This window comes from Algoriphagus oliviformis, from assembly GCF_017254915.1.
GTDB classification, from domain to species: domain Bacteria; phylum Bacteroidota; class Bacteroidia; order Cytophagales; family Cyclobacteriaceae; genus Algoriphagus; species Algoriphagus oliviformis.
The window spans coordinates 59,579-81,234 of record NZ_JAFKCT010000006.1 but is presented as its reverse complement, the minus strand read 5'-3'; the positions used below and the strand labels follow the sequence as shown (position 1 = coordinate 81,234).

Genomic DNA, 21,656 nt, shown 5'->3' with positions numbered 1-21,656 from the left:
AATGCACCATCCCCGAATCGTCGACGTCATCATTCCGGCCTACAACGAAGAGCAATCCATCCCGAAAGTCATCGCGGATATTCCCAGTCTGGTCAGGCACATTGTCGTCGCCAACAACAACTCCAGCGACCGAACTGCCGAAGTGGCCAAAGCCGCCGGAGCCGAGGTGGTCTTTGAACCTCAAAAAGGCTATGGCAAGGCCTGCCTGGCAGCCATGGACTGGATCAAAAGCCAGTCGGTGCAGCCGGATATCGTGGTGTTTTTGGACGGGGACTACAGTGACTACCCGGTGGAAATGAGGCTCTTGCTTGCTCCAATCCAGGAGGGAAAGGCCGAAATGGTGATCGGTTCCCGAGCGCTGGGTCAGCGGGAGAGCGGCTCGATGACGGTGCCGCAGGTCTTTGGCAACTGGCTGGCTACGACGATGATGAAGTACATGCAGGGAGCCAAGTTTACGGATTTGGGGCCTTTTCGTGCCATCGTCTGGCGGGATTTGCTGCGGCTCAATATGGTCGACCAAAACTACGGCTGGACCATCGAGATGCAGCTCAAGGCGCACAAGGCCGGTCTGCGCTACCTGGAAGTGCCCGTGAAGTACCGCAAGCGTATCGGCGTCTCCAAAGTCAGTGGGACGGTCAAGGGAGTCTTTGGAGCGGGGTATAAGATTATTTTGACCATCTTTAGGTATTGGTAGTGGATTGTCGGGTGTCCGATGACCGATGCCAGGGTCTCATAGGCTAGGCAAAGAATCGTATATTCAGAACAATTAATTTCCTCGACCACTATTCTTTTTCTATGGAAAAGCTAAGCCCATTCATCCCTTCCATCCGTGAGCTTTGTAAACTGACCGGAGTTAAGTCGCTTTACGCGTTCGGCTCCGTTTTGACCGATCGGTTTGATGAAGAGAGTGACGTGGATTTGATTGTGGATCTGAAAGAGGATGACCCGCTGGAATACACGGAAAATTACTTCAGCTTAAAATTTGGTCTCGAGAAGATTTTGGGTAGGCAGGTTGATTTGTTGGAGGAACGAGCCGATCTGAATCCTTTGCTGAGAAAGGAGATCGAGCGATCAAAAGTCGTCGTTTATGAAGCTTAAAGTCGTCACTCGACTGCTCGACATCCGCACAGCAATTGACCAGATCTATGGTTTTTTGCCCCAGCCGCTGGATTACTTTGCGTTTAAGAAAGATCTCAAGACAAGAAAGGCGGTGGAAAGAAACATAGAGATCATCGGGGAGGCGGTGAACCAGCTGCTCAAGCTGGAACCAGAGATACGGATATCCAATTCCCGTAAAATTGTCGATACACGAAACCGGATTATTCATGGCTATGACTCGGTCGCATCGGAGACAATTTGGGGGATCGCGGTGAAGCATCTGCCAAAGTTGCGAAACGAAATCACGATACTGCTAGAACACTATGGGTTTGATGATCAAGAATAGAATGGTTTTTTGTCTAGGTTTAGGCCTGTTGCTGATGCTGTTCTCCTGCAGCCCCTCCAGCCGAGACGGTGTGGACGAAAACCAGTTTGCGGGCTATTGGTATCAGGGCAAGGCCGAGATCAACGTCTTTGACCTGCAGCAAAGCCGCTATGGGGAAGTCAGGCCAGGCAAGGCGGTGATGATCTTCGTGACGGAGGATTTTTCGAAGCGAAAGCAGGTGAAGCTCGACGACCCCAAAGGCAACGCATCCGACGCGCAGAAGGTCATGAAGCTCAATATGACCCGGGACTTTGTCACGGGCATCTATCCCTACCACACCATGCTCTCGGTCTTCACGCCGGTGTACGAGGAGTCCTTTTCACCCAAGATCACCGCCTCGGTGACCGAGTGGTGCGGACAGTCCTTCACGCAGCTCAACTTCAAAAACGGCACTTACCAAATCAAGCAGTTTTCCTACTTTGAGTCGGAGGGCGATTCCGAGGCCAAAGTCAACGCCATGCCAGAGGACGAGCTTTTCAACCTGATCCGCCTCAATCCAGAGCTCGTGCCCACGGGCAGCCAGCTGCTGTTGCCGAGCCTGATTTTCCAGCGCTTTGCCCACACGCCCCTCAAGGCCGAAAACGCCAGCATCGCGCGGCGTGACCTGGCGTCCAACCAAAGCGAGGTCGTGGTGGAATACTCCAACATCGGCCGCAGGCTGAGCATCCGCTTTGAGAAATTCTTCCCCCACGAGATCCTCGGCTTTGAGGAGAGCTGGACCCGGGAAGATGGCAAAAAAGAAACCACCACCGCTACGCGTACGCATATGAAACTGACCGACTACTGGAATCAAAACGGAACGATGTCCGAACCGCTGAGAAAGGAATTGGGGCTTTGAATCCGACCATGAAGCTGGCCGTGCAGGCCTTGCTCGCGCTGCTGATGCTTGCGGGCGTCTATTTCTTGGGAAACCTCGTTCCCCGCACCGACTTCCAGTCCACCTTGGGGCTTTTTGTGCTTTTGTTTGGGCTGATGTTTTTGGTCTTTGCCCTGGCAGAGGAGCGGACTCCCTGGCTTTTTGTCTTCGTCTGCGGCCTACTGATCCGCTTTTCGCTGTTTCTGGCGATCCCCCAGTGGTCGGAAGACTACGCGCGCTTTCTTTGGGATGGGGAGGTACTTCGCTTGGGAGAAAATCCCTATGCGGAGACTCCGGCAGAATTTCTCCAAAACCACCCGCTGGAGCGCTCGCCTATGCTCGATCAGCTCTTTCCCCTGCTCAATTCCCAAGAGTACTACTCGGTCTATACGCCGCTGAACCAAGGGCTCTTTTGGATGGCTGCCAAAGCCTCCGGAGGCCTGATCGCCAATGGGATCATCAGCCTTCGCATGCTGCTGATCCTCGGGGAGATCGGGGTTTTTATGCTGTTGCTGAAGCTTTTGACGGCGATTGGGCTTGCCCGGAAGCTCCTGTGGCTCTACTGGCTGAATCCCCTGGTGATCCTTGAGATCACGGGCAACCTGCATTTCGAGGGCTTGGTGCTGCTTCTCTTGCTGGCGGTGGCGCTGCACCTTTACAAGGGAAACACGTCCACGGCGGGGAGCCTCTGGGGCTTGGCCGTCGGGCTGAAGCTTCTGCCTTTGGTGCTGGCTCCCGCGTTTGTATTTGGCGTTCAGACCCGGCGCAGCTTCCTGTTTTGGATCGCCGCTGGACTGTCTTTGGTGCTGGGTTTTTGCTGGTTGGCTTTCGGCTCGTCTGGGACGCATTTCCTGCAGAGCCTCTCGCTTTATCAGGGCAAATTTGAGTTTAACGCCTCGCTGTACTACCTGTTGCGCGAGGTAGGCTTTTGGATGGTTGGCTACAATACGATTGCCACGCTGAGCAAGCTGTTGGGCCTGGCGACGCTGGGCTTGGTGGTGTTTTTCTCCTGGAAAAAGAAGCCCTCAACTCTCCCCGAGATGCTCCATCTCTGGGTGTTGATCTACCTGGTCTACCTGCTGCTGCAGCCGGTGGTGCATCCTTGGTATTTGATTCCTGCCTTTGGGCTGAGCCTGCTGACTGGCAAAAACACCTTTCTGCTCTGGTCATTTGCGGCTGTTTTGTCCTATCGTGCTTACGGAGTCGACGGAGTGGAGGAAAGTCCCCTAATTTTGCTGCTCGAATACCTCTTTGTCGCCGGAGGTGTTTTTCTGGACTATTTTCTACCCAAATCCAAAACCAAAACCCCTCATGAAATCCCCGCTTAACCACTGGTTGCTCCTTCTTGTATTGCTTTTTTCCTGCGGGAAAAATCCCGAAAAACAGGCCCGAGAGCTGGTCGGGCGATCCATAGCGGCGCACGGCGGGGCTGAGGCTTGGGAGGAAATAACGACTTTGAAATTTCGGAAGAAAACCCGGCTGCTTGCGGAAGACGGGACGGTGGAAAGCGAGCTGGATCAGCGGGTGGAGATCAGGATGAAGCCCTATCTGGAGGGAAAGATCACTTGGGAAAAGGATAGTATGACCCATGTGCTTACTTGGGACAGACAGCAGATGCGCTATTTCATGGGGGAAAATGAGATCCGGAATTTGGGTTTTTTGGCATCGAAGAGAAAAGAATTCGACGCGGCTTTTTTTGAGGTCTCCCAGCCTTGGGGCATTTTGGATGAACTGTCGGCGCCTCGCTACGAGGGGTTGCTAACCCTGGAAAACGGAAGGGAGGCGGAGGTCGTGCAGCTGGACTCAGCTGGAGGAGCCGAGCTTAGCCTCTTTTATTTCGATCCAAAGAGTGCCGTGATGATCGGTCGCCAGCTAATCCAGGGAAATAGCCTTATGCTGATCTATTACCTCGGCTATGCTGAAGTCGAAGGCCTCAAGCTACAAGCCCAAAGCGAAAGCTGGGAACTGGATGAAGACGGCAAGAAGCGCTTCCTACGGGCGGAATTTTTATATTCAGAGTATGAGGTGGTGAAGTGAGAAATTGCGGATAGTTTTGATCTTGAAAGCCAGTACCTTAGCTCATGTTTAAAAGGAAATCGTTTTGAATTTCAAACTTCTAATTAATTGCTGAAAAGAAAGTTGTTGGTCGTTTTAAGAGGTAATATGAAACACAATGAATAAACTAGTTGAAATATTGACTCTAGGAGTTCAAATCGTACTGACATTCATTTTGACTTTTTGCATTTACATGGTATTTGCACTCCTTGACAGTGACTTCGGCTTTGAGGGGATTTTTGGATTAATAGTTTTTCAACCAATAATTGCGGTAATACTTTCTGGTTTGACAATTTTTGTTTGCATAATCGTAGGTCTTCCGATTCGGCTAAATAGAAAAGTGAACATTTGGTGGACTACAAATTTTTACGTTCCTATTATCGGAGTCATTTTCGGACTAACCTTTCTTTTTTTTGCACTGTTACCGCCTTTTTATGAAACCGTAGTTTATGAACTTGATGGAGGATCGACTGTCAAGAAAATTCCAAATTCTACATTTACGTTCATCGGTTGGTTATTGACCGCCTTTTGCCTTCTTCATATTTATGCACCAAGACAGCTGGTAGAGAAATTCAAAACTTATATTCAATATTGAATGGCAAAAAAATATTGCCGAAACAATTCAAATAGAATTAGTGCCACGAACAAAAAACGATAGGAGAGATTTAGATGTCTATTCTTTGGTTTCAACTAAGTTCTCTCAGAGTCTTTTGATCTCCAGTATTTTAAGCCTATGAAACTACTTCAATACGTTCTTTTCTTCTTTTTTGCCCTCGAATTCTCAGGATGCGACTCCCGCTCCGAAGCCCAACAAATCGTTGACGAGTCGATTGTGGCCCACGGTGGAGCGGCTTTCGAAAGTTCACTGATCGAGTTTGATTTTAGGGAAACCCACTACACGATCTTCAAGACCCCCTCGGCCTTTGAATACACCCGGGAGTTTAGCGACAGCACCGGGATGGTCAAGGATGTGCTCAACAATTCCGGATTCGTCCGAACAGTCAACGGCGCGGTTATCGATACCTTGACCGAGGAGCGGATAGGAGCCTTCTCCCGCTCGGTCAATTCGGTGGCCTATTTTGCCTTTTTGCCCTATGGACTCAACGACCCGGCGGCAGTGAAGACCTATCTGGGTGAGACCGAGCTCAAGGGGAAGGCCTACGACCTGGTCAAGGTGACCTTTGTGCAAGAGGGTGGGGGAGAGCATTTCGAGGATGAGTTTCTGTACTGGTTTGGCCGGGAGGATCGCCTCATGGACTTCATGGCCTACAGCTACCATACGGATGGCGGCGGCGTGCGCATGCGCGAGGTGAGCTCCGTCTCGGAGGTCGGCGGTATACGCTTTCAAAACTACCTCAATCTGAAACCAGCCGATAAGGAGACTCCCGTGGAAAAGATGCAAGAGCTCTACGTCTCCGGGCAGCTGGAAAAGCTGTCGGAAATCAATCTGGAAAACATCCAGGTGACGCAGCTTCCCGACTGACCGAACCTTAAACCCAAGCAACCCATGGTGTCCTCTTTCAGAAAATATCTTTTCAGTACCCTGGGATTGCTTGTGTTGGCCTTTTCGGTCTGGTTTTTTATCCCCGCAAATCCACTTCCCGCGACGACTGAAAAGTGGAAGGGCGTCAATTGGGAGGGAAGTCGCCGTCCCCTGCGTGGTGGGGAATTTTTGGCACTCCAAGCTACCGGCGCCAATGCCATCTCCCAGACGCCCTTTGGCTGGCAGCGGGACAAAAACGATCCGGAGATCGGCTGGGACCTGGACAACGACAAGCGATGGTGGGGAGAGTCCCCTCTGGGCATACAGGTCACGATGGACTCCTCGGCCAAGTATGGCATGAAAAACATGCTGAAGCCCCACCTCTGGGTGAGGGGGGCCTGGGTGGGAGAGATAGAGATGCTGTCCGAGGAGGACTGGAAGCGTTGGTTTGCCAACTATACGGCCTTCATCGTAGGCTATGCCGGACTGGCCGAGTCGCTGGGAATCCCGGCGCTCTGCGTCGGTACCGAGCTGGAAAAGACTTCCCATCGGGAGGAGGACTGGAGAGCGGTCATCGCGGAGGTGAGGAAAGTCTACTCTGGCAAGCTGACCTATGCAGCGAACTTTACGGAATACCAGCAGGTCAAATTTTGGGATGCGCTGGACTACATCGGCATACAGGCCTATTTTCCCCTTTCCAGCGGACACAGCCCCGGCTTGGCTGAGCTCAAGGCCTCTTGGCAGAGTCATTTGCCCAAGATCGAAAAGCTGGTAAGAAAGTGCCAAAAGCCGGTCTTTTTCACTGAAATAGGCTACTGCAATACCGTCGATGCGGCGATGGAGCCTTGGGTCTGGCCCAATGAACGGGAGGGAGTGGAGTTTTCCGACGAGGTGCAAGCGCGCTGCTATGAGGCTTTCTTTGAGACTGCCTGGAAAAAGAAATGGCTGGCTGGCGTGTTTTTCTGGAAATGGCACCCGGAGGTGCCGGAGAGGCAGCCTGACTTTACTCCACAGGGGAAAGCCGCTGAGCGGGTGATGACGAGGTTTTTTTCCTCTAACTAGCCTTCCCAACAAAGCAGGGATTAGGGCGTGTTCCCTATTATTTGTTTGCTTTATTCCGTAGAGCGGGGACTTTATTGATTTTTTTGTTAAATAGCCATTGCAAATCCAAAAAAAGAACGAATTACTATGAATCGCAGAAGAGAATTTTTGAAATCCACCGGTTTGGCTGGTTTAGGCCTTTTTGGAGCTGGAAGCGCGCTTGCTGGAGAGTTTCAAAGCCTGCCCCTTGAGGCAAAATATGGGGCATCCAGGGTACAATCCTTTAACATGTGCGGATTTGCCGCTCCCAAGATAGATACCGTCCGAGTAGGCGTGGTCGGGTTGGGACAAAGAGGCCCGGGCGCTGTGACCCGGCTCAGCAAAATCGAGGGCGTGGAGATCAAAGCCCTCTGCGACCTGCGTCCCGAGATGGCCGAGAAAGCCAAGAAGTCGCTGGAAGGCACTCCCCACAACCCGGAACTCTACTCGGGAAGCGTGTATGCCTGGAAAAAGATGGTGGATCGTCCGGACTTGGACCTGATCTATATCGCCACCCCATGGGACTGGCATGTACCGATGGCAGTCTATGCGATGGAAGCAGGGAAGCACGCAGCCGTGGAAGTGCCTGCGGCAAGGACTCTGGAAGAGTGCTGGCAGCTGGTGGAGACCTCGGAGCGCACCAAGAAACACTGCATGCAGCTGGAAAACTGCTGCTATGACTTCTTCGAACTGATGACACTGAAGATGGCGCGGGAAGGCTTTTTCGGAGATGTCCTCCACGTGGAGGGTGCCTACATCCACGACCTGCTTGCGCTCAACTTCAACAAGGACGGCTATCAGGATATGTGGAGATTGAAGGAAAACTTCCGAAACGGTAACCTCTATCCCACCCACGGGCTCGGGCCGATCTGCCAGATCCTGGATATCAACCGGGGAGATCAGATGGACTACCTGACCTCTTTGTCCAGCAATGATTTTCAGATGAAAGCCAAAGCGCAGGAGCTGGCCGAGACGGATCCCTTCTTCGGGTCTTTTGCGTCCAAGTCCTATCGCGGCAATATGAACACCACCGTGGTGAAGACCAAGCATGGCAAATCCATCATGATACAGCACGATGTGACCTCGCCGCGTCCTTACTCCCGACTGCATGTGGTCAGCGGCACCGAAGGATATGCCCAAAAGTATCCTGAGCAGAAGGTCGCCAAAGGTCACGGCTGGATGAAGGAGGAAGAGATGAAGGAGCTGCAGGCGAAATACACCCCCGAGATTGTGCAGAAAGTCGGCGAACTCGCCAAGCAGATCGGCGGACACGGAGGGATGGACTTCATGATGGACTGGAGACTGATCGACTGCCTGAGAAATGGCCTGCCTCTGGATCAGGACGTGTACGATGCCGCACTTTGGAGCTGCATCACGCCACTGAGCGAGTGGTCGGTAGCCAACCGCTCCAACTCCATCGACGTGCCTGACTTTACGGGTGGCAGCTGGAAAACCAACAAGCCCGTAGCCATCACGCTGGAAGGCGGCGGCACCACCAAGGTGAGGGTTTAAGGACCGCTCATCGCCACAACCCTCCAAGGGTTTTGAACCCTTGGAGGGTTTGTTTTTATCCAGTCGCCTCCGGGGCAGCAGGTGAGGATTTTAGATCCTTTAGTTTTCAGCCAAGGCCTGACTAACCGTTTCCTTCAGTTTTTTGGGATCGATCAGGGCCACCAGAACCCTCCAAGGTTTTTGAACCCTTGGAGGGTTTATTTTTATCCAACTTGCCTCAGCGGCAGCAGGTGTGGATTTGAGATTCTTCAGTTTTCGGCCAAGGCCTGACTGACCGTTTCCTTCAGCTTCTTGGGATCGTCCTTGATTTTGGAGAGATCGACCAGGGCCACTTTTTTGAAGTCCACGGGATGGCTTTCGCTTTGCAGGGAGATGTAGCCTTCCTTGAGCAGCTGTCCGTCGATTTTGACCTTGGGGTCAAACGGTGCCACGCTTCCCCCGCCTATCTGTGGCTTGAAGTAGCTGAAAACCGTATCGGTACCCACCAGGTGGTGCACTTCCTCGTCACCCATGACGATGAAGTTGGCGGTCACCCACTGATCCCCGTGGTAGGTCTCTGATTTGGAGTTGATGCAGTGCGGGGTGAAAAGAGAGTCGGCCAGCACGACGTTGGTGCCGGGAGTACAGAGGTTGCAGGTGGTACGTGGGTCTTTTCCATTGCCCCCGAGAAACTGGGCCTCGATGGAGATCGGGAAGTTTTGGTCCTTCATCATCGTTTTGGGGTCTTGGGAGTGCAGCATGGCACCGCTGTTTCTCAGAGCCCAGCCTTCGCCTCCCGGGCACTGCTCGCCCACGAAGCGATATTGGACTTGGAGGAGGTAGTAGGAGAAGGGCTTTTTGTAGAAAATATGCCCGTACTGCTGGTCAAACTGGGTGTAGCCGTCGTAGCGGACTTGCATCAGGCCATCTTCGACCCGGAAGGTGTTTGCGAAATTGTCGCCGAGCTCGTGGGTGCGGATCTTGACCGTCCAGTCCTTCAGGTCTTTGCCGTTGAAGAGCTGGATCCACTTGGTCTTGGCGGGCTGCTCGGATTTCCAGGCCGTCAGGCCGACGACTGCCAAGGCGAGTAGGGCGATGAGGGAGAGGTAAGATTTTGATCTATTCATGCTGGGGTTCTTTTTTCAGCCTGAGGATGGCCCAGACTGGATAGTGATCGGAAAATTTAACTTGGTCTAAAACTTTGTATTCCACCAGTTCGAGCTTGCGGGAGTCGTACCAGATGTAGTCGATTCGTGCTCCTTTTTCAGCCGTGCCGTACGTGTTTTGGAGCTGGCCGGAGGCGGCACCCGCTTCCTTCCAGTGGGCGGGAATGCGGCTGTATTCCGGTGAGTCAGGGCGAAAGTTTAGGTCGCCTACCCACACCACGGGCTTGTCGAGCGAGTCGGCATAGGCCAGGATGGCGTCCACCTGCGCGATTCTGTTTTCCCCAAACTCGTGGCAGAGGTGCGTGGCTCCGAAATAGAATTCCTCTTGGGATTTGAGCTCCGCCATGACCCAGGCCATGGCCCGGGGCTCGCCTCCTACGGGGTTTGGGAGTTGGAGTGTATGGTAGTCGGAGCCTTTTTTCACCAAAATCCCCTCTCCGTAGCCGCCGCCATCGTAGTCCATGGCCTTGGCAAAGTAGCCTCGGTAGCCTGTCTCCTGGCTCAGCTTGGAAACATAGTCCAGTGGTTGGGGGTTGAATCTGGCAGAGCGCCGGGTCATACTGTCCACTTCCTGGAGGGCGATGACCTCGGGCTGCAGCTGGAGGAGCAGCTTGGCTACCTCGGCTACATTGGAAGTGTTGGGACGATCGTCACGCTCTCCGTGGAGGATGTTGTAGGTCAAAACGGTAATCTCCTGCGCAGAGGCCTTGGAAAAGAGAAAAGATGCCGCAATCAGGCAAAAAAAGAATCGCTTCATACCCAAATGTATCAAAATGTGGGGGACTCTCGCAGGCAAATTTGACGAGCGAACGGTAAAGTAGTGGCTATCAGACATGCCTAGGGTCAAGTTTGGTTTGGGTGGGTTTTGGGACTTGGTTTGGGGAAAAAAATCCACAGATTCGCAAGCGGCTTTTTTCTTTCTCCATCTGCCGTAAAAAGCGCAGGCAAAAATCAAACGCCCAAAACACTCCAAAGTGGCTTGCACGCGGACTTGGCCATTGGGAAAAGCCTCGCGGACAGCGGGACTTGATTTGGGGATTGATGTTTGAAATAGGAGATTGGCGGTAGCTCGTGAAGCGGTTGGATTGGTACAAGAAGGAGCTCCCTTTTTGTAGGCCTTTGAAAAAGGGAACAGGAGTTCACTAACACGTACTGGATGAAGTTTTTAAAGATAGCTGGGATAGTTTTTGGGGCGCTTTTGCTGCTGGCGGGCATCGCCGTCTCCTTGGGGATCAGATGGGTCAACCGTAATATCGAATCGGTGATCAACGCCAACCCGGATCGCAGTTACAACATCAGCTTTCAGTCTGCGGACTTCGACTATCTCCGGCGCATCATTTCCATCTCCGAGGTAACCATCAATCCCGTTGGGGGACAAAAAGGCGTGTTCGTGGACGGGCGTGCAGCGAAGGTGGAGCTCAACCAGCTGAATCTTGCGAAGCTTTTTCTCAGCCGCGAGCTGAAACTCAAGGAACTGGTGCTCCTCAATCCCTATCTCGTAGTCTATATTCCGAATGCGGAGGAAAACCCCGACCAAGACAAGGCAGGGGATGGGCTGAAGGGGCTCTTTGGCGATATCCTCTCCCGGGGGGAAATATCCAATTTCAAGCTCGTCCAAGCCAACGTGCAGATGATGGAGGACGGGCATCAGACCGGCGCACTCAGCCAGCTAAACGTCTTGGCGACGGACCTGCAAACTGACTCCCTGAAAGTCGCCAACCCCATTCCATTTGACTACGGGCGGATTTTGGTTTCCATCGACAGCATCGGTCACCGATTCCACCAAGGGCCGCTTTTGCGTACGGGACGGGTGGAATTTGACACCAAGCGCCAGCAGCTCAAAGTAATCGCTCCCTCCCTCAAATACGAGGAGGGGGTGCTGGAAGCTTCTGCCCGGATGGAATACCAAGTCGACCTGATCGAGTTTGAGCTGGATTCCTTGGTTTTCTCGGGTTTGGAGGCCGCGAGCAACCTTTATTCGAACCTCGACGTGCGCGCCAGAAAACTGGAGCTGGTGGGTTTGGTTTTGGATGATTTCCGAAACAAGAGTATTCCGAGGCCGCCGGACGAATACAAGCCTATGTTTCAGGGCTTGGTGAAAAAGCTCGACTTTCCGCTGAAGCTGGACACCCTGTCTGTGGTGGATGGAGCCATCGGCTACGGAGAGTCAGTTCCCGGCAAGGGCGATACTTGGAAGTTTCAGCTCAGCGATATCAACGGCCACCTGACCCAAATTACCTCGATTCCCGAGTACCAGGCTTTGCTGGGCAACGCCGACGCGGACTTCACCGCAAAGATCGACGGCGCGGGGGACATGACCATCGCGATAGACATCCCCTACGACCGGGATGAGTTTGACTTGGAAGTCAGCTTGGTGGATTTTCCCCTGACCAAGGTCAGCGAGATCCTCAAGCCCCTGATGAATGGCCGCATCGAGACGGGACACTTGTCCAGGCTGGAGCTCAGGATGCACGCGGATTCCCTTGGGGCTAGCAACCAGTTTAGGTTCGATTACGGGGATCTGAAAATGGAGATTTTCAAAAAAGAGGGACAGAACAAAAACCGCTTGATGTCCACGATCACCAATATTCTTCTGAAGCAATCGAACCTCCCCGGAGAGAAAAACTACCTGGTCTCAGAGTACTTCACCCAGCGAAACCAATACCGAGGCCCCTTCCATCTGATCTGGAACAGTACCAAGGACGGGATGATGCGCATCGTCCCGGGCAATGCGGCAAAAGAAATCATGAATTTTGGTGAAAAGTAGAAATTGCCGAAACTGGCTTTTTGCTTCTTTTTTGTTGCAGCGAGCGGCATTTTTTTCAGGATGGAGGAAAATTTTGGTGTTTTTGGACGCAGAATTATTTGATCGCAACGCGACGCGATAGGAATTATATTCGGGTAAACTGTTTATTTTCATTAGGATGTAAAACCAATTCACCTTATGAGAAAACTTTATACCATGCTGTCTCTATCTGCCCTGGTGGGCATGGCAGCGTCCTGTGGGGACATTGTTGAAAGCGACGTGGCGGCAAACGATGCCGTGGAGTCTGTGTTGGGCGAGGCATTCGTGCCTGGGCAGCTGCTGATCAAGTACAAGACCTCCAGCCAGAATTCCAGATTGTCGGTGGATGTATTGGCGCTGATTGAGGCGAGTGTCGTCGAGCAGATCAATACCGGCGCGATGGAAATGGTCAACGCAAGAATGGGAGGGCCATCCGGTGATCTGCTGCTCGTGGAGTCAAAGCTGGGTACCCTGGAAGCGATCGAACGCCTGAAAGGCTTGCCGGAGATCGAGTACGCTGAGCCCAACTGGATCTACCAGCATCAGGCCACGTCCAATGACACCTACTTTGTGGGTGGGCAGCTCTGGGGGATGTCCGCCGGCGGCAACCAGTTTGGGTCAAGGGCTAGCGAAGCCTGGGCGGCCAACAAGCTGGGATCTAGTACCGTCTACATCGGGATCATCGACGAAGGCTACATGTACACCCATTCCGATCTGGCTGCCAATGCGGGAACCAACCCCGGAGAGGTAGCCGACAATGGCGTGGACGACGATGGCAACGGCCTGGTGGATGATGTCTACGGATGGGATTTTGACGGCAACAACAGCTCCGTTTTTGACGGAACTGGAGACGATCACGGTACCCACGTCGCGGGAACCATCGGCGCTGTGGGTGGCAACGGTGCCGGCGTCGCTGGAGTGGTGTGGAATGTGCGGATGATAGGAGCCAAGTTTCTTGGAAAAAGGGGCGGCACTACTGCCAACGCGATCAAGGCAGTGGACTACTTTACCGATCTGAAGACCCGTCATGGACTGAACATCGTGGCTACCAACAATTCCTGGGGTGGAGGGGGCTTTTCCCAAGCCTTAAAAGATGCCATCGACAGGGCTGACGCAGCGGGCATTCTGTTCATTGCGGCAGCAGGCAACTCAGGTACCAACAACGACGCTACGGCCAGCTATCCTTCGGGCTATACCTCACCGAATATTATCGCTGTGGCTTCGATCACCAGCAGCGGGGCACTGTCCTCCTTTTCCCAATACGGAGCGACTACAGTGGATATAGGAGCGCCGGGGTCGGGTATTTGGTCGACTGTTCCCGCGAGTTCCAAGGGGAAGGTCGTTGCCAGCTATGCCAGCTACAATGGTACCTCCATGGCCACGCCTCACGTGTCGGGTGCGGCAGCGCTCTACGCATCTCTCAATCCAGGCGCTTCGGCTGCCCAGATCAAAAATGCAATTCTCGCCCAGGCGACCCCAACGCCTTCGTTGCAGGGCAAGGTGGTGACGGGAGGTCGATTGAATGTGTCAGGATTCTAAGGACAGCGTTTGAATGAAGAAAAAAGGGCATCGATCGATGCCCTTTTTTATGGTCTCCTTTTGCGCATTTCCTCTGCGATCTCCCGATCCAAGGGAAAGCTGCTTTCATCCAGTTTTTCGATGATGCGGTGGTAGTTCACATCGTCTCGGTTTTGGGAGAGCTTGGCGCTGGCCTGTACTTCGGTGATTTTGATTTCAAAGCCTACCAAAGCCCGGATTTGGCTTTGCACATAGGACTCGGACATGTTTTCTACCCGTACCCGGTTGGGGCGGCCAGTCTCGTAGATGTCCACCAGGGATTTCAGGTGCGCGAGGAGTTCTTCCCCCTCGATGAGGCGGATTTTGCCGTACACGTGCACGGCCAGGTAGTTCCAGGTAGGGACATTCTCGTGGGTGTACCAGGAGGAGGAAATGTAGGCGTGCGGACCTTGGAATATCGCCAAGACTTCCTCATCGGCTTGTATGGATTTCCATTGGATGTTTGTTTTGGCGACGTGTCCGCTCAGGACAGCGTTTCCTTCTTTGTCTTGGCCGAAAACAAAGGGGAGGTGGGTGGCCCAAGGTCTTCCTTCGACTTGGCTGACCAAGGTCGCAAACGCGTTTTTTTGGATGAAATCGATGACTTCGGGTTCGCTTTCCCAGTTGTTGAGCCGATGGATGTACATGATGATGGAATTGAAATCTGAGGTTTGTGATTCGAAATTTACGGATTGTCGTCCATTTAAAGGCGGGGCGGGCGGTGCATTTGCCAAAAGCACGTAATTTAGTTGGATGGAAAATCTATCCACCGACAGGCTGGAGCTTGCCGCCCGCTTTGTCAACAATACCGGCGCCCCGGTTTTTTTGACCGGAAAGGCCGGGACAGGCAAAACGACTTTTTTGAGGGACCTGGCCAAACTCACCCACAAGCGCTTTGTGATCGTGGCGCCCACCGGGATTGCGGCCCTCAACGCCCGTGGGGTGACGATTCATTCCCAGTTTTTGCTTCCTTTTGGTTCCTTCTTGCCCACTCGGGAGGCGGAGGGACACTATTCGGATCAGTATGGGTTTTTCACCCAGCAGACACTCGCCCGAAAGCATCCCCTCAACCAAGCCCGACGAAACGTCCTCAAGTCCATAGACCTGCTGGTCATAGACGAAGTCAGCATGCTGCGCGCCGATATCCTGGACGCGATTGACTACCGGATGCGGAGCGTGAAGCGAAACTATAAGGTTCCTTTTGGGGGGATTCAGGTGCTCCTGATCGGGGATTTGTATCAGCTTCCGCCCGTGGTCAAAGACCAGGAATGGGGCGTGCTCAGCCGCTTTTACAATTCCATGCACTTCTTCGAGGCCAAAGCCCTCCAGCATTCGGGCATGGTCTACCTGGAGCTGGACAAGATATTCCGTCAGCAGGACGAGGTCTTTATCCGTATCCTGAACAATCTTCGGGACAATCGGGCCACTCCGGAGGATGTGCGCGCGCTCAACCAGCACTACAAAACCTTGGACGAAATCCGCGAGCTACCCCCGTCCATCACGCTCACCACGCACAACTACAAGGCAGACGAACTCAATCTCCGCGAGCTGCGCGCCCTAGATAGCCCCTCATCCTGGTATGAGGCGGAGGTGGAGCGGGACTTTCCGGAGACGCTTTTTCCCCTTCCCCAGTCCATAGAGCTGAAGGTCGGGGCGAGAGTCATGTTTATCAAAAACGACAGCTCGGGCAATTCCAACTACTTCAACGGTAAGCTGGCTACCGTCATCCGGCTGGCAGAGGATGCCATCATCGTGGAGCTCGATGATTCCAAGGAGGAGTTCCAGCTCAGAAAAGAGCTGTGGGAGAACAAAAAATACCGGGTCAATCCCGATACCAAAGAGCTGGAGGAGGAGGTGATCGGCACCTTTGCGCAGTATCCGGTCAAGCTGGCCTGGGCAGTCACCGTGCACAAAAGCCAAGGGCTGACCTTTGACCGGGCGATCATCGATGTGGGGCAGGCCTTTGCGCCGGGCCAAGTCTATGTGGCGCTGAGCCGCCTGAGAAGCCTGGAGGGTCTCATACTCCGCACCCGGGTCCAGGCCGAGGTGATTTACTCTGACCCCAAGGTGGTGGATTTTACCCAGGGTACGAGCCATCAGGCGGAGCTGGGTGAGTTGCTTTCGCAAAACCAAAGGCAGTACCTGGGGCGCTTGATCCAGGAGACTTTCGAGTTTGAGAGCTTGCTGAGGTCTATCAAGCAGTTTGACAAGGATCAGGAAAGCAACCTGGAGTTTGAGGATGAAAGCATGCAAAAAGACCTTCCGGTGATCTATGGGAAGCTCGAGTCCGAGGGGGAGAACACCCGCAAGTTTCGAAACCAGCTTTTGGTCTTGCTCCAAAATCAGGAAGAAGCCAAGCTGCAGGAGCGGATAGGAAAAGGGGCGGACTACTACCTGGTTTTTCTCGAGCAAATCCTGGAGCAACTCATGCTGCACCAGGCCAAGGTGGCGGATTTTTCCCGTATGAAAACCTACCAAAACGGACTGGAGGAGCTCGAGCTGGAGCTGCTTCGCAAATACCTCGATATCGCTCGGGCGGGCAAAGTGATCCAGGCCATACTGAAAGGGGAGGTGACCGGCAGGATGGATGATATTGAAAGCCAGATCACGCTCAAGCGTAAAACGATCCAATCAAGAATCCTCGACTCCCTGCCAGCCAAGCCCAAAAGCACCACCAAAACCGGCCGAAAAAAGTCAGCCGACAAGCCAAAAAAAGCTCCCAAAGAGAAAAAGGAAGACTCCAAGGCTCTCAGCGTTCAGATGTTTTTGGACGGAAAGAGCCCCTCCGAGATTGCGGCAGAGCGCGACTTTGCACTGTCCACGATCATGGGACATCTGGGGCATGGGGTCAAATCCGGCAAGCTGAAGCTGGAGCAGCTCGTCGCGGACGAGGCGATTCGTGAGATCCAGCAGATGTCGGGAAAATTTGACGCACTCAAGCCCTATTACGAGCACTTTGAGGGCAAGTACGACTATGGGACGCTGCGACTGGTGTTGTTTTCCGAGGGAGAGGCGGACTAATTGCTTGCCGGTTGTTGACGTGACCGGGCCGCTCAGAGGAAGCTTTCCGTCAGGATAGCCAAGACGGTCACGATCCCTTCCTTGTAGTTGCCCAGGCGCAGGTTTTCATTTGGACTGTGCTGGTTGTTGTCCGCATTCACCGTCGGGATGACCACTGCGGGGATCTCCAGCGCATCGACAAAAGGCGAGATGGGAATGGACCCACCGGAAATCCTGATCTGCACGGGAGGTTTTCCCAAGGCTCTTTGCATGGCCTCCCTCAGCCAAGCCCCAGCCTCCGAGTCAATTGGCGTTCGGAAAGCCTGATAGGAGACGGATTTTTCCAACTTTACGATTTTTGGATAGCGCAAGCGCTCTTCATCGGTCGGGTCGTGATCCAGGATGTGGAATCCCTGCGAGGCAATATGCGCGTCGATCAGGCGATAGAGACGATCGGGATCGGACTCCGGTACCAGTCTCATGTCCAGTTCGGCTACGGCCACCGCCGGTATGATGGTGGTGGCCTGGGCGCCAGTATAGCCAGAGCTCATGCCGCGGATGTTTAGGGAGGGGTAGTTGATGCTCTCTTGGTAGTTTTTGCCTACCTGGTCTGTACGCCCTATCCCCAGGCGCTTTTGCACTGCGGGCTCATTGTCGGGTACTTTGGAGAAAATCTCCCGCTCCGAGTCCGAAAAGTCTATGCCCTCATAGAATCCGGGGATTATTACCCGGCCTTCGGAGTCTTTCATCGATGCCAAGAGCTGGGCGAGCAGGAGGGCTGGATTTGGAGCGTAATTGCCGTAGTGCCCGCTGTGTTGGGGGACTCTGGGTCCGTAGGTTGTGAGCGTCATGTCGGAGATTCCGCGGGCCCCGTAGCTCAGGGTGGGCTCGTTGCTGGTGTGGCGCGGGCCATCCATGATGAGCATGAGGTCTGCACTGAGCTTTTCCCGATACTGGCTCACTGCGGCGGGCAGTTTGGGTGAGCCCTGCTCTTCCTCAAAGTCCAGGATGATTTTCAGGTTGTAGTCGGGAGCAAGTCCAGCCTCCGTGAGCGCATCCCAGGCGGAGATAAACATCGCGAGCGGCCCTTTGTCATCCGACACGGATCTTGCGTAAATTCTCCACTCGGGATCATAGGATGTCTTTAGATGCGCTAGGGGCATGGGCTCCCACGCTGAGGCGGAGCTACGGGTTTTCAAGACAGGCACATAGGCATCTTCCTGGTCCCACTTACTGATGTCCACCGCCTGTCCATCTACATGGAAATAGAAAAGGATGGTTTTGGAGGCCTTGGCTTGGTTTTTCTGGACCAGCAGCAAGGGGATGCCTCCCGTGGCAAGCCGCTCCGCTGTCCATTCCCGCTTGGCAAACTGCTCCTCGCACCATTGGATATTTACCTCGATCTGCTCGGGATAGACTGCCTCGTTGGGCATGGAGACGATCTCCAGCAGCAGTCCGAGGGAAGATTGCCAGTGTTTTTCTGTCAAGGCCTCAAGCTGTCCTTGGCTGGGAGCCTGGGCCTGGGCGGAGAGGGAAAGGAAAATCAGCGCGAGGAGTAAGGTTGCTCTCATTTGGGGAAGGTTTGGTTGTGGATAGGGAGGGTGGCTTAGAGGCGAAGCAAAGTCCGGAAGCCTCTTGCGGCATAGTAGGACGAGGCGCCGTTGTGGTAGGTGAAGACCTGGCCATAGCGCCAATCGCAGAAGATCGCCCCGCCCAGCTTGCGAATGGACTCCGGCGTCCTAACCCAGCTGGAGGTCTTGGCGTCAAATTTACCGAACTGCTGCAGCTGGCGATATTGCTCCTCGGTGAGGAGTTCGGAGCCGATTTGTTCGGCCCATTCTACGGCGGCATTCGCGGGCTTGTGTTCCTTTCTGGACTCCAGCGCCTCCAGGTCATAGCAGCAGCTTCGCCGCCCGGAGGGGCTTTCGGCCGCGCAATCCACGAAGCAGAGCTCATCGGCCTCACCTGTTTGGAGGGCCACCACGTCGGGTTCACCTCCGGTGGTTTCCATCTCGTGGAGGATGTCGATTTTGTCGGGTTGGGCTTCGAGCTTTTGGAGCACCAAGGCCCATTGCAGGTCGGGATGCCTTTTTTTGTTTTTCTCAAAACGCAGTGCCAAAATGGCCAGAAGCTCTTCTTTGGAAAGTTCTTTTTTGCCGCCGCTCATCGTGATTTGATTTTCTGGGTAAGCGTTAAAAATAGCCCATTCGGTCGGTTTTTTGAAGCCAATCATCAACGACTAGTCTAAAAAAATCACCGCCGAGCAGGTGCTTTTCAGCTTTTTTGAATCGGGTATAACTGTTTGGTTTACAGTGTTTAGCTGGGGCTTTTACTCCCCTTTTTTTGCCTCAGTTGAAAAAAATCGGGGCTATCCTCGATCCAGCCAGGATAGCAAGCTCGTAAGTCCCTTCAAATCCATTCGTTGAGCTGATTGACTTTGGATCCAGATTTTTTTCCATGGAAAACCTAAACCGAAATATTAACCTAAAAACACACCAAAATGAAAAAGGAATTGATCAAGCCCCAGGCTCTGATAAAAAACGAGGATAGGCGGCGGTTTCTCCGAATGGGAACAATGACGGTGGCCTCTGCGGGCTTGCTGCTCGTAGGCTGCAACGACGAGGATGATATGGGACCTACCATGCCCGGGGCGGTAAATCTCGGCTCAGGCGATGTAGGGATACTGAACTATGCCTATGCGCTCGAGCAGCTCGAGGCGGCATTCTATGCCGAGGTGATGAAAGGTGGCTATTTCGCCAACGCTTCGGCGGAGGAGAAGACGATCCTTGGCGATCTGGAGAAGCACGAGCGTGCGCACCGGGAGTTTTTCAAGGCTGCCTTGGGAGCCAACGCGATTGTCTCCCTGGAGGTGGACTTCAGCAGCATTGACTTCAGCAGCAGGACTTCCGTGCTGGGAGCGGCGAAAGTATTTGAGGACCTCGGTGTAGCGGCCTACAATGGAGCCGGCCAATATCTCGAAAGCGCCGATCTGCTGCTCATCGCGGGAAAGATCGTTTCGGTAGAAGCGCGCCACGCGGCTGCGATTCGCGACTTGATCAATCCGGGTTCGGCGGATTTTGCCGGAGACGATATCATCGACGCCAATGGACTGGAGCGAACGCTGAATTTCACCGAGGTGCTGACCGCGGCCAAAACCTACGTCAAGACGGACATCGATTTTAGCCAGCTGCCCAGCTGATTCACCACTTTAACCACATAAGACATGAACTTGATCAAACTATTGGATAGCATGTGTCCCGACACCAAAAGTGCCGAGGACAAGGAACGTTTTTACTCGCGCAGGGATGCCTTTCGGCAATTTGGGGATTTTGGGAAAAAGATGGCCCTAGCCGCAGTGCCGCTGGCGGTACTGAACGCGATACCCCACGTGGCCAAGGCGGACACCGCCAGCCTCATCGGGGTGCTCAACTACGCCCTGACGCTGGAGCACCTTGAGTACCGCTACTACCAGATGGGACTCGACTCAGGCGTGATCAATGCCGCGGATCGGGTGATTTTCCAGAAAATCAGAGACCATGAGCTGGCGCACGTACGCTTTCTCCAGGAGGTGATAGGCAACGTGCTGAAAGGTTCTCCGGTCGCTGAGCCAGAATTCGACTTTACGGCGGGAGGCAATTTCTCGCCATTCACCGACTATCCCACCTTCTTGGCTTTGGCGCAGGCATTTGAGGATACGGGCGTGAGAGCATACAAGGGGCAGGCCGCAAATGTGCAGGAGAGCGACGTGGTGTTGACTGCGGCTCTGTCCATCCATTCGGTGGAGGCAAGGCACGCCTCGATGGTTCGTCGACTGCGAACCAAAAAGGGCCAGGATACCGTGAAGGGTTGGATTACCAATGCTTCCATAGGTACCCTGCCTGCAGCTACCACTGCGATCTATGCAGGCGAGCAAAATCTCACCCATGCCGGGGTGGACGTCTCCAATCTGACGGGGATTGACGCCAATGCGGTATCCGAGGGCTGGGATGAGCCGCTGGACAAAGATGCCGTTTTGGGCATTGCTGGATTATTTTTAGGGGCTTCCAACTAATTGCTGGGTCGGAAGTTGGAGCCTGGGCCATTCCTTAGCGGGAATGGCTTTTTTTTGGTCATCGTTCCTCCGTCGATCCGAAGATGATCCGGTAGAGGCTGCATTGCTGGATATGCGGAAAATCGCGGAGCTCGGAGTGCTCGAAGTCCTTCCAATAGGCCATGCCGATCTTCCGCATTACTTGGATGGAAGCGCCGTTTCCCACCGAAGCCATAGACACGACCTCTGGGATTTGGAGCTGCTTCGCAAAGTCCAGGCATGCCGACGCTCCCTCGGTGGTCAGGCCTTTGTTCCACCATTTTTTGCCCAGCCTCCAGCCTATGTCCACGCAGGGCGTAAAGTCCGCCTCGAAGGTCTTCCAACCCAAGCCGATCGTCCCGATCAGCTCTTTGCTTTCCAGATGGTCCACCGCAAAGTAGCAATAGCCTTTTTCCTCGTACATCCGCAGCATGCGGTCGATCATGGCCTGGGTTTCCTCTCGGGAAAGCGGCTTTTGGAAGTAGCGCATGACTTCCCTGTCCGCATTGATCGCGGCGAAGTCGTCCAGGTCAAAAGGCTGCCAAGTGCGAAAGCCAAGTCGGGGAGTAGAAAAGAGGTATTGGGGCATGGATGGAAAAAAGAATCAGGCTCTGACTGGGCAAAATAGAAA

Annotated in this window: 21 protein-coding genes; 15 read left to right on the top strand and 6 right to left on the bottom strand. The window is 53.7% G+C overall.

Translation table 11 applies throughout. From position 1 onward, the window contains the following. Position 1: 1 nt before the first annotated feature. The 10 genes from J0A68_RS14515 (at position 2) to J0A68_RS14470 (ending at position 8,469) form a co-directional block, all read left to right on the top strand. Positions 2-694 carry a glycosyltransferase family 2 protein gene (locus tag J0A68_RS14515; RefSeq protein ID WP_206578942.1) on the top strand — a complete coding sequence of 231 codons (693 nt, stop codon included), beginning with the start codon at positions 2-4 and terminating at the stop codon, positions 692-694. Between the two features lie 101 nt (positions 695-795). Next, complete coding sequence (locus J0A68_RS14510) at positions 796-1,098, top strand: nucleotidyltransferase family protein (protein ID WP_206578941.1); 303 nt, start codon at positions 796-798, stop codon at positions 1,096-1,098. Next, positions 1,088-1,444 carry a HepT-like ribonuclease domain-containing protein gene (locus J0A68_RS14505; RefSeq protein ID WP_206578940.1) on the top strand — a complete coding sequence of 119 codons (357 nt, stop codon included), beginning with the start codon at positions 1,088-1,090 and terminating at the stop codon, positions 1,442-1,444. The genes J0A68_RS14510 and J0A68_RS14505 overlap by 11 nt, the downstream gene beginning before the upstream one ends. Further along, a complete protein-coding gene (locus J0A68_RS14500) occupies positions 1,431-2,321 on the top strand; it encodes a hypothetical protein (protein WP_236025604.1) in 891 nt (296 codons plus the stop codon). The genes J0A68_RS14505 and J0A68_RS14500 overlap by 14 nt, the downstream gene beginning before the upstream one ends. Positions 2,322-2,329: 8 nt before the next feature. Continuing rightward, on the top strand, positions 2,330-3,667 hold the full coding sequence (locus tag J0A68_RS14495) for an MptA/MptB family glycosyltransferase (protein ID WP_206578939.1): 1,338 nt from the start codon (positions 2,330-2,332) through the stop codon (positions 3,665-3,667). Next, positions 3,651-4,376 carry a hypothetical protein gene (locus J0A68_RS14490; RefSeq protein WP_206578938.1) on the top strand — a complete coding sequence of 242 codons (726 nt, stop codon included), beginning with the start codon at positions 3,651-3,653 and terminating at the stop codon, positions 4,374-4,376. Before J0A68_RS14495 ends, J0A68_RS14490 begins: the two co-directional genes overlap by 17 nt. Before the next feature lie 136 nt (positions 4,377-4,512). After that, entirely contained in the window at positions 4,513-4,989 is a 477-nt protein-coding gene (locus J0A68_RS14485; protein WP_206578937.1) for an LTA synthase family protein, read from the top strand. 138 nt (positions 4,990-5,127) lie between these two features. Beyond that, on the top strand, positions 5,128-5,877 hold the full coding sequence (locus tag J0A68_RS14480; protein ID WP_206578936.1) for a DUF6503 family protein: 750 nt from the start codon (positions 5,128-5,130) through the stop codon (positions 5,875-5,877). A gap of 24 nt (positions 5,878-5,901) precedes the next feature. Further along, positions 5,902-6,939, top strand: coding sequence for a glycoside hydrolase family 113 (locus J0A68_RS14475; protein WP_236025603.1), 1,038 nt, complete (start codon positions 5,902-5,904; stop codon positions 6,937-6,939). Between the two features lie 126 nt (positions 6,940-7,065). Next, positions 7,066-8,469 (top strand): Gfo/Idh/MocA family protein, encoded by a 1,404-nt coding sequence (locus tag J0A68_RS14470; RefSeq protein ID WP_206578935.1) that lies wholly within the window; start codon positions 7,066-7,068, stop codon positions 8,467-8,469. 248 nt (positions 8,470-8,717) lie between these two features. Here J0A68_RS14470 and J0A68_RS14465 read toward each other — a convergent pair whose 3' ends face one another. Together J0A68_RS14465 and J0A68_RS14460 are read right to left on the bottom strand one after the other, a co-directional pair. Continuing rightward, complete coding sequence (locus J0A68_RS14465; protein WP_206578934.1) at positions 8,718-9,575, bottom strand: 3-keto-disaccharide hydrolase; 858 nt, start codon at positions 9,573-9,575, stop codon at positions 8,718-8,720. Beyond that, positions 9,568-10,371 carry an endonuclease/exonuclease/phosphatase family protein gene (locus J0A68_RS14460; RefSeq protein ID WP_206578933.1) on the bottom strand — a complete coding sequence of 268 codons (804 nt, stop codon included), beginning with the start codon at positions 10,369-10,371 and terminating at the stop codon, positions 9,568-9,570. Before J0A68_RS14460 ends, J0A68_RS14465 begins: the two co-directional genes overlap by 8 nt. 399 nt (positions 10,372-10,770) lie before the next feature. On the opposite strand from J0A68_RS14460, the gene J0A68_RS14455 reads away from it, so the two are divergent. Both J0A68_RS14455 and J0A68_RS14450 read left to right on the top strand, forming a co-directional pair. Next, complete coding sequence (locus J0A68_RS14455) at positions 10,771-12,381, top strand: DUF748 domain-containing protein (protein WP_206578932.1); 1,611 nt, start codon at positions 10,771-10,773, stop codon at positions 12,379-12,381. A 177-nt stretch (positions 12,382-12,558) separates the two neighbouring features. After that, positions 12,559-13,938 carry a S8 family peptidase gene (locus J0A68_RS14450; protein WP_206578931.1) on the top strand — a complete coding sequence of 460 codons (1,380 nt, stop codon included), beginning with the start codon at positions 12,559-12,561 and terminating at the stop codon, positions 13,936-13,938. Between the two features lie 47 nt (positions 13,939-13,985). Here the strand turns inward: J0A68_RS14450 and J0A68_RS14445 are convergent, their stop codons facing one another. Continuing rightward, entirely contained in the window at positions 13,986-14,603 is a 618-nt protein-coding gene (locus tag J0A68_RS14445) for an FMN-binding negative transcriptional regulator (RefSeq protein WP_206578930.1), read from the bottom strand. Between the two features lie 106 nt (positions 14,604-14,709). On the opposite strand from J0A68_RS14445, the gene J0A68_RS14440 reads away from it, so the two are divergent. After that, positions 14,710-16,977, top strand: a complete 2,268-nt coding sequence (locus tag J0A68_RS14440) for a helix-turn-helix domain-containing protein (RefSeq protein ID WP_206578929.1) — start codon at positions 14,710-14,712, stop codon at positions 16,975-16,977. A 32-nt stretch (positions 16,978-17,009) separates the two neighbouring features. On the opposite strand, the gene J0A68_RS14435 is transcribed toward J0A68_RS14440, so the two are convergent. Beyond that, positions 17,010-18,527, bottom strand: coding sequence for a M20/M25/M40 family metallo-hydrolase (locus tag J0A68_RS14435; protein WP_206578928.1), 1,518 nt, complete (start codon positions 18,525-18,527; stop codon positions 17,010-17,012). A 35-nt stretch (positions 18,528-18,562) separates the two neighbouring features. Next, entirely contained in the window at positions 18,563-19,123 is a 561-nt protein-coding gene (locus tag J0A68_RS14430) for a DUF4256 domain-containing protein (protein WP_206578927.1), read from the bottom strand. A 333-nt stretch (positions 19,124-19,456) separates the two neighbouring features. Here J0A68_RS14430 and J0A68_RS14425 point away from each other — a divergent pair, with 333 nt between their 5' ends. Both J0A68_RS14425 and J0A68_RS14420 read left to right on the top strand, forming a co-directional pair. Next, entirely contained in the window at positions 19,457-20,155 is a 699-nt protein-coding gene (locus tag J0A68_RS14425; protein WP_206578926.1) for a ferritin-like domain-containing protein, read from the top strand. Positions 20,156-20,179: 24 nt separating this feature from the next. Next, entirely contained in the window at positions 20,180-21,007 is an 828-nt protein-coding gene (locus J0A68_RS14420; RefSeq protein WP_206578925.1) for a ferritin-like domain-containing protein, read from the top strand. Positions 21,008-21,065: 58 nt separating this feature from the next. Here the strand turns inward: J0A68_RS14420 and J0A68_RS14415 are convergent, their stop codons facing one another. Next, on the bottom strand, positions 21,066-21,614 hold the full coding sequence (locus J0A68_RS14415; RefSeq protein ID WP_206578924.1) for a GNAT family N-acetyltransferase: 549 nt from the start codon (positions 21,612-21,614) through the stop codon (positions 21,066-21,068). Positions 21,615-21,656: the final 42 nt, after the last annotated feature.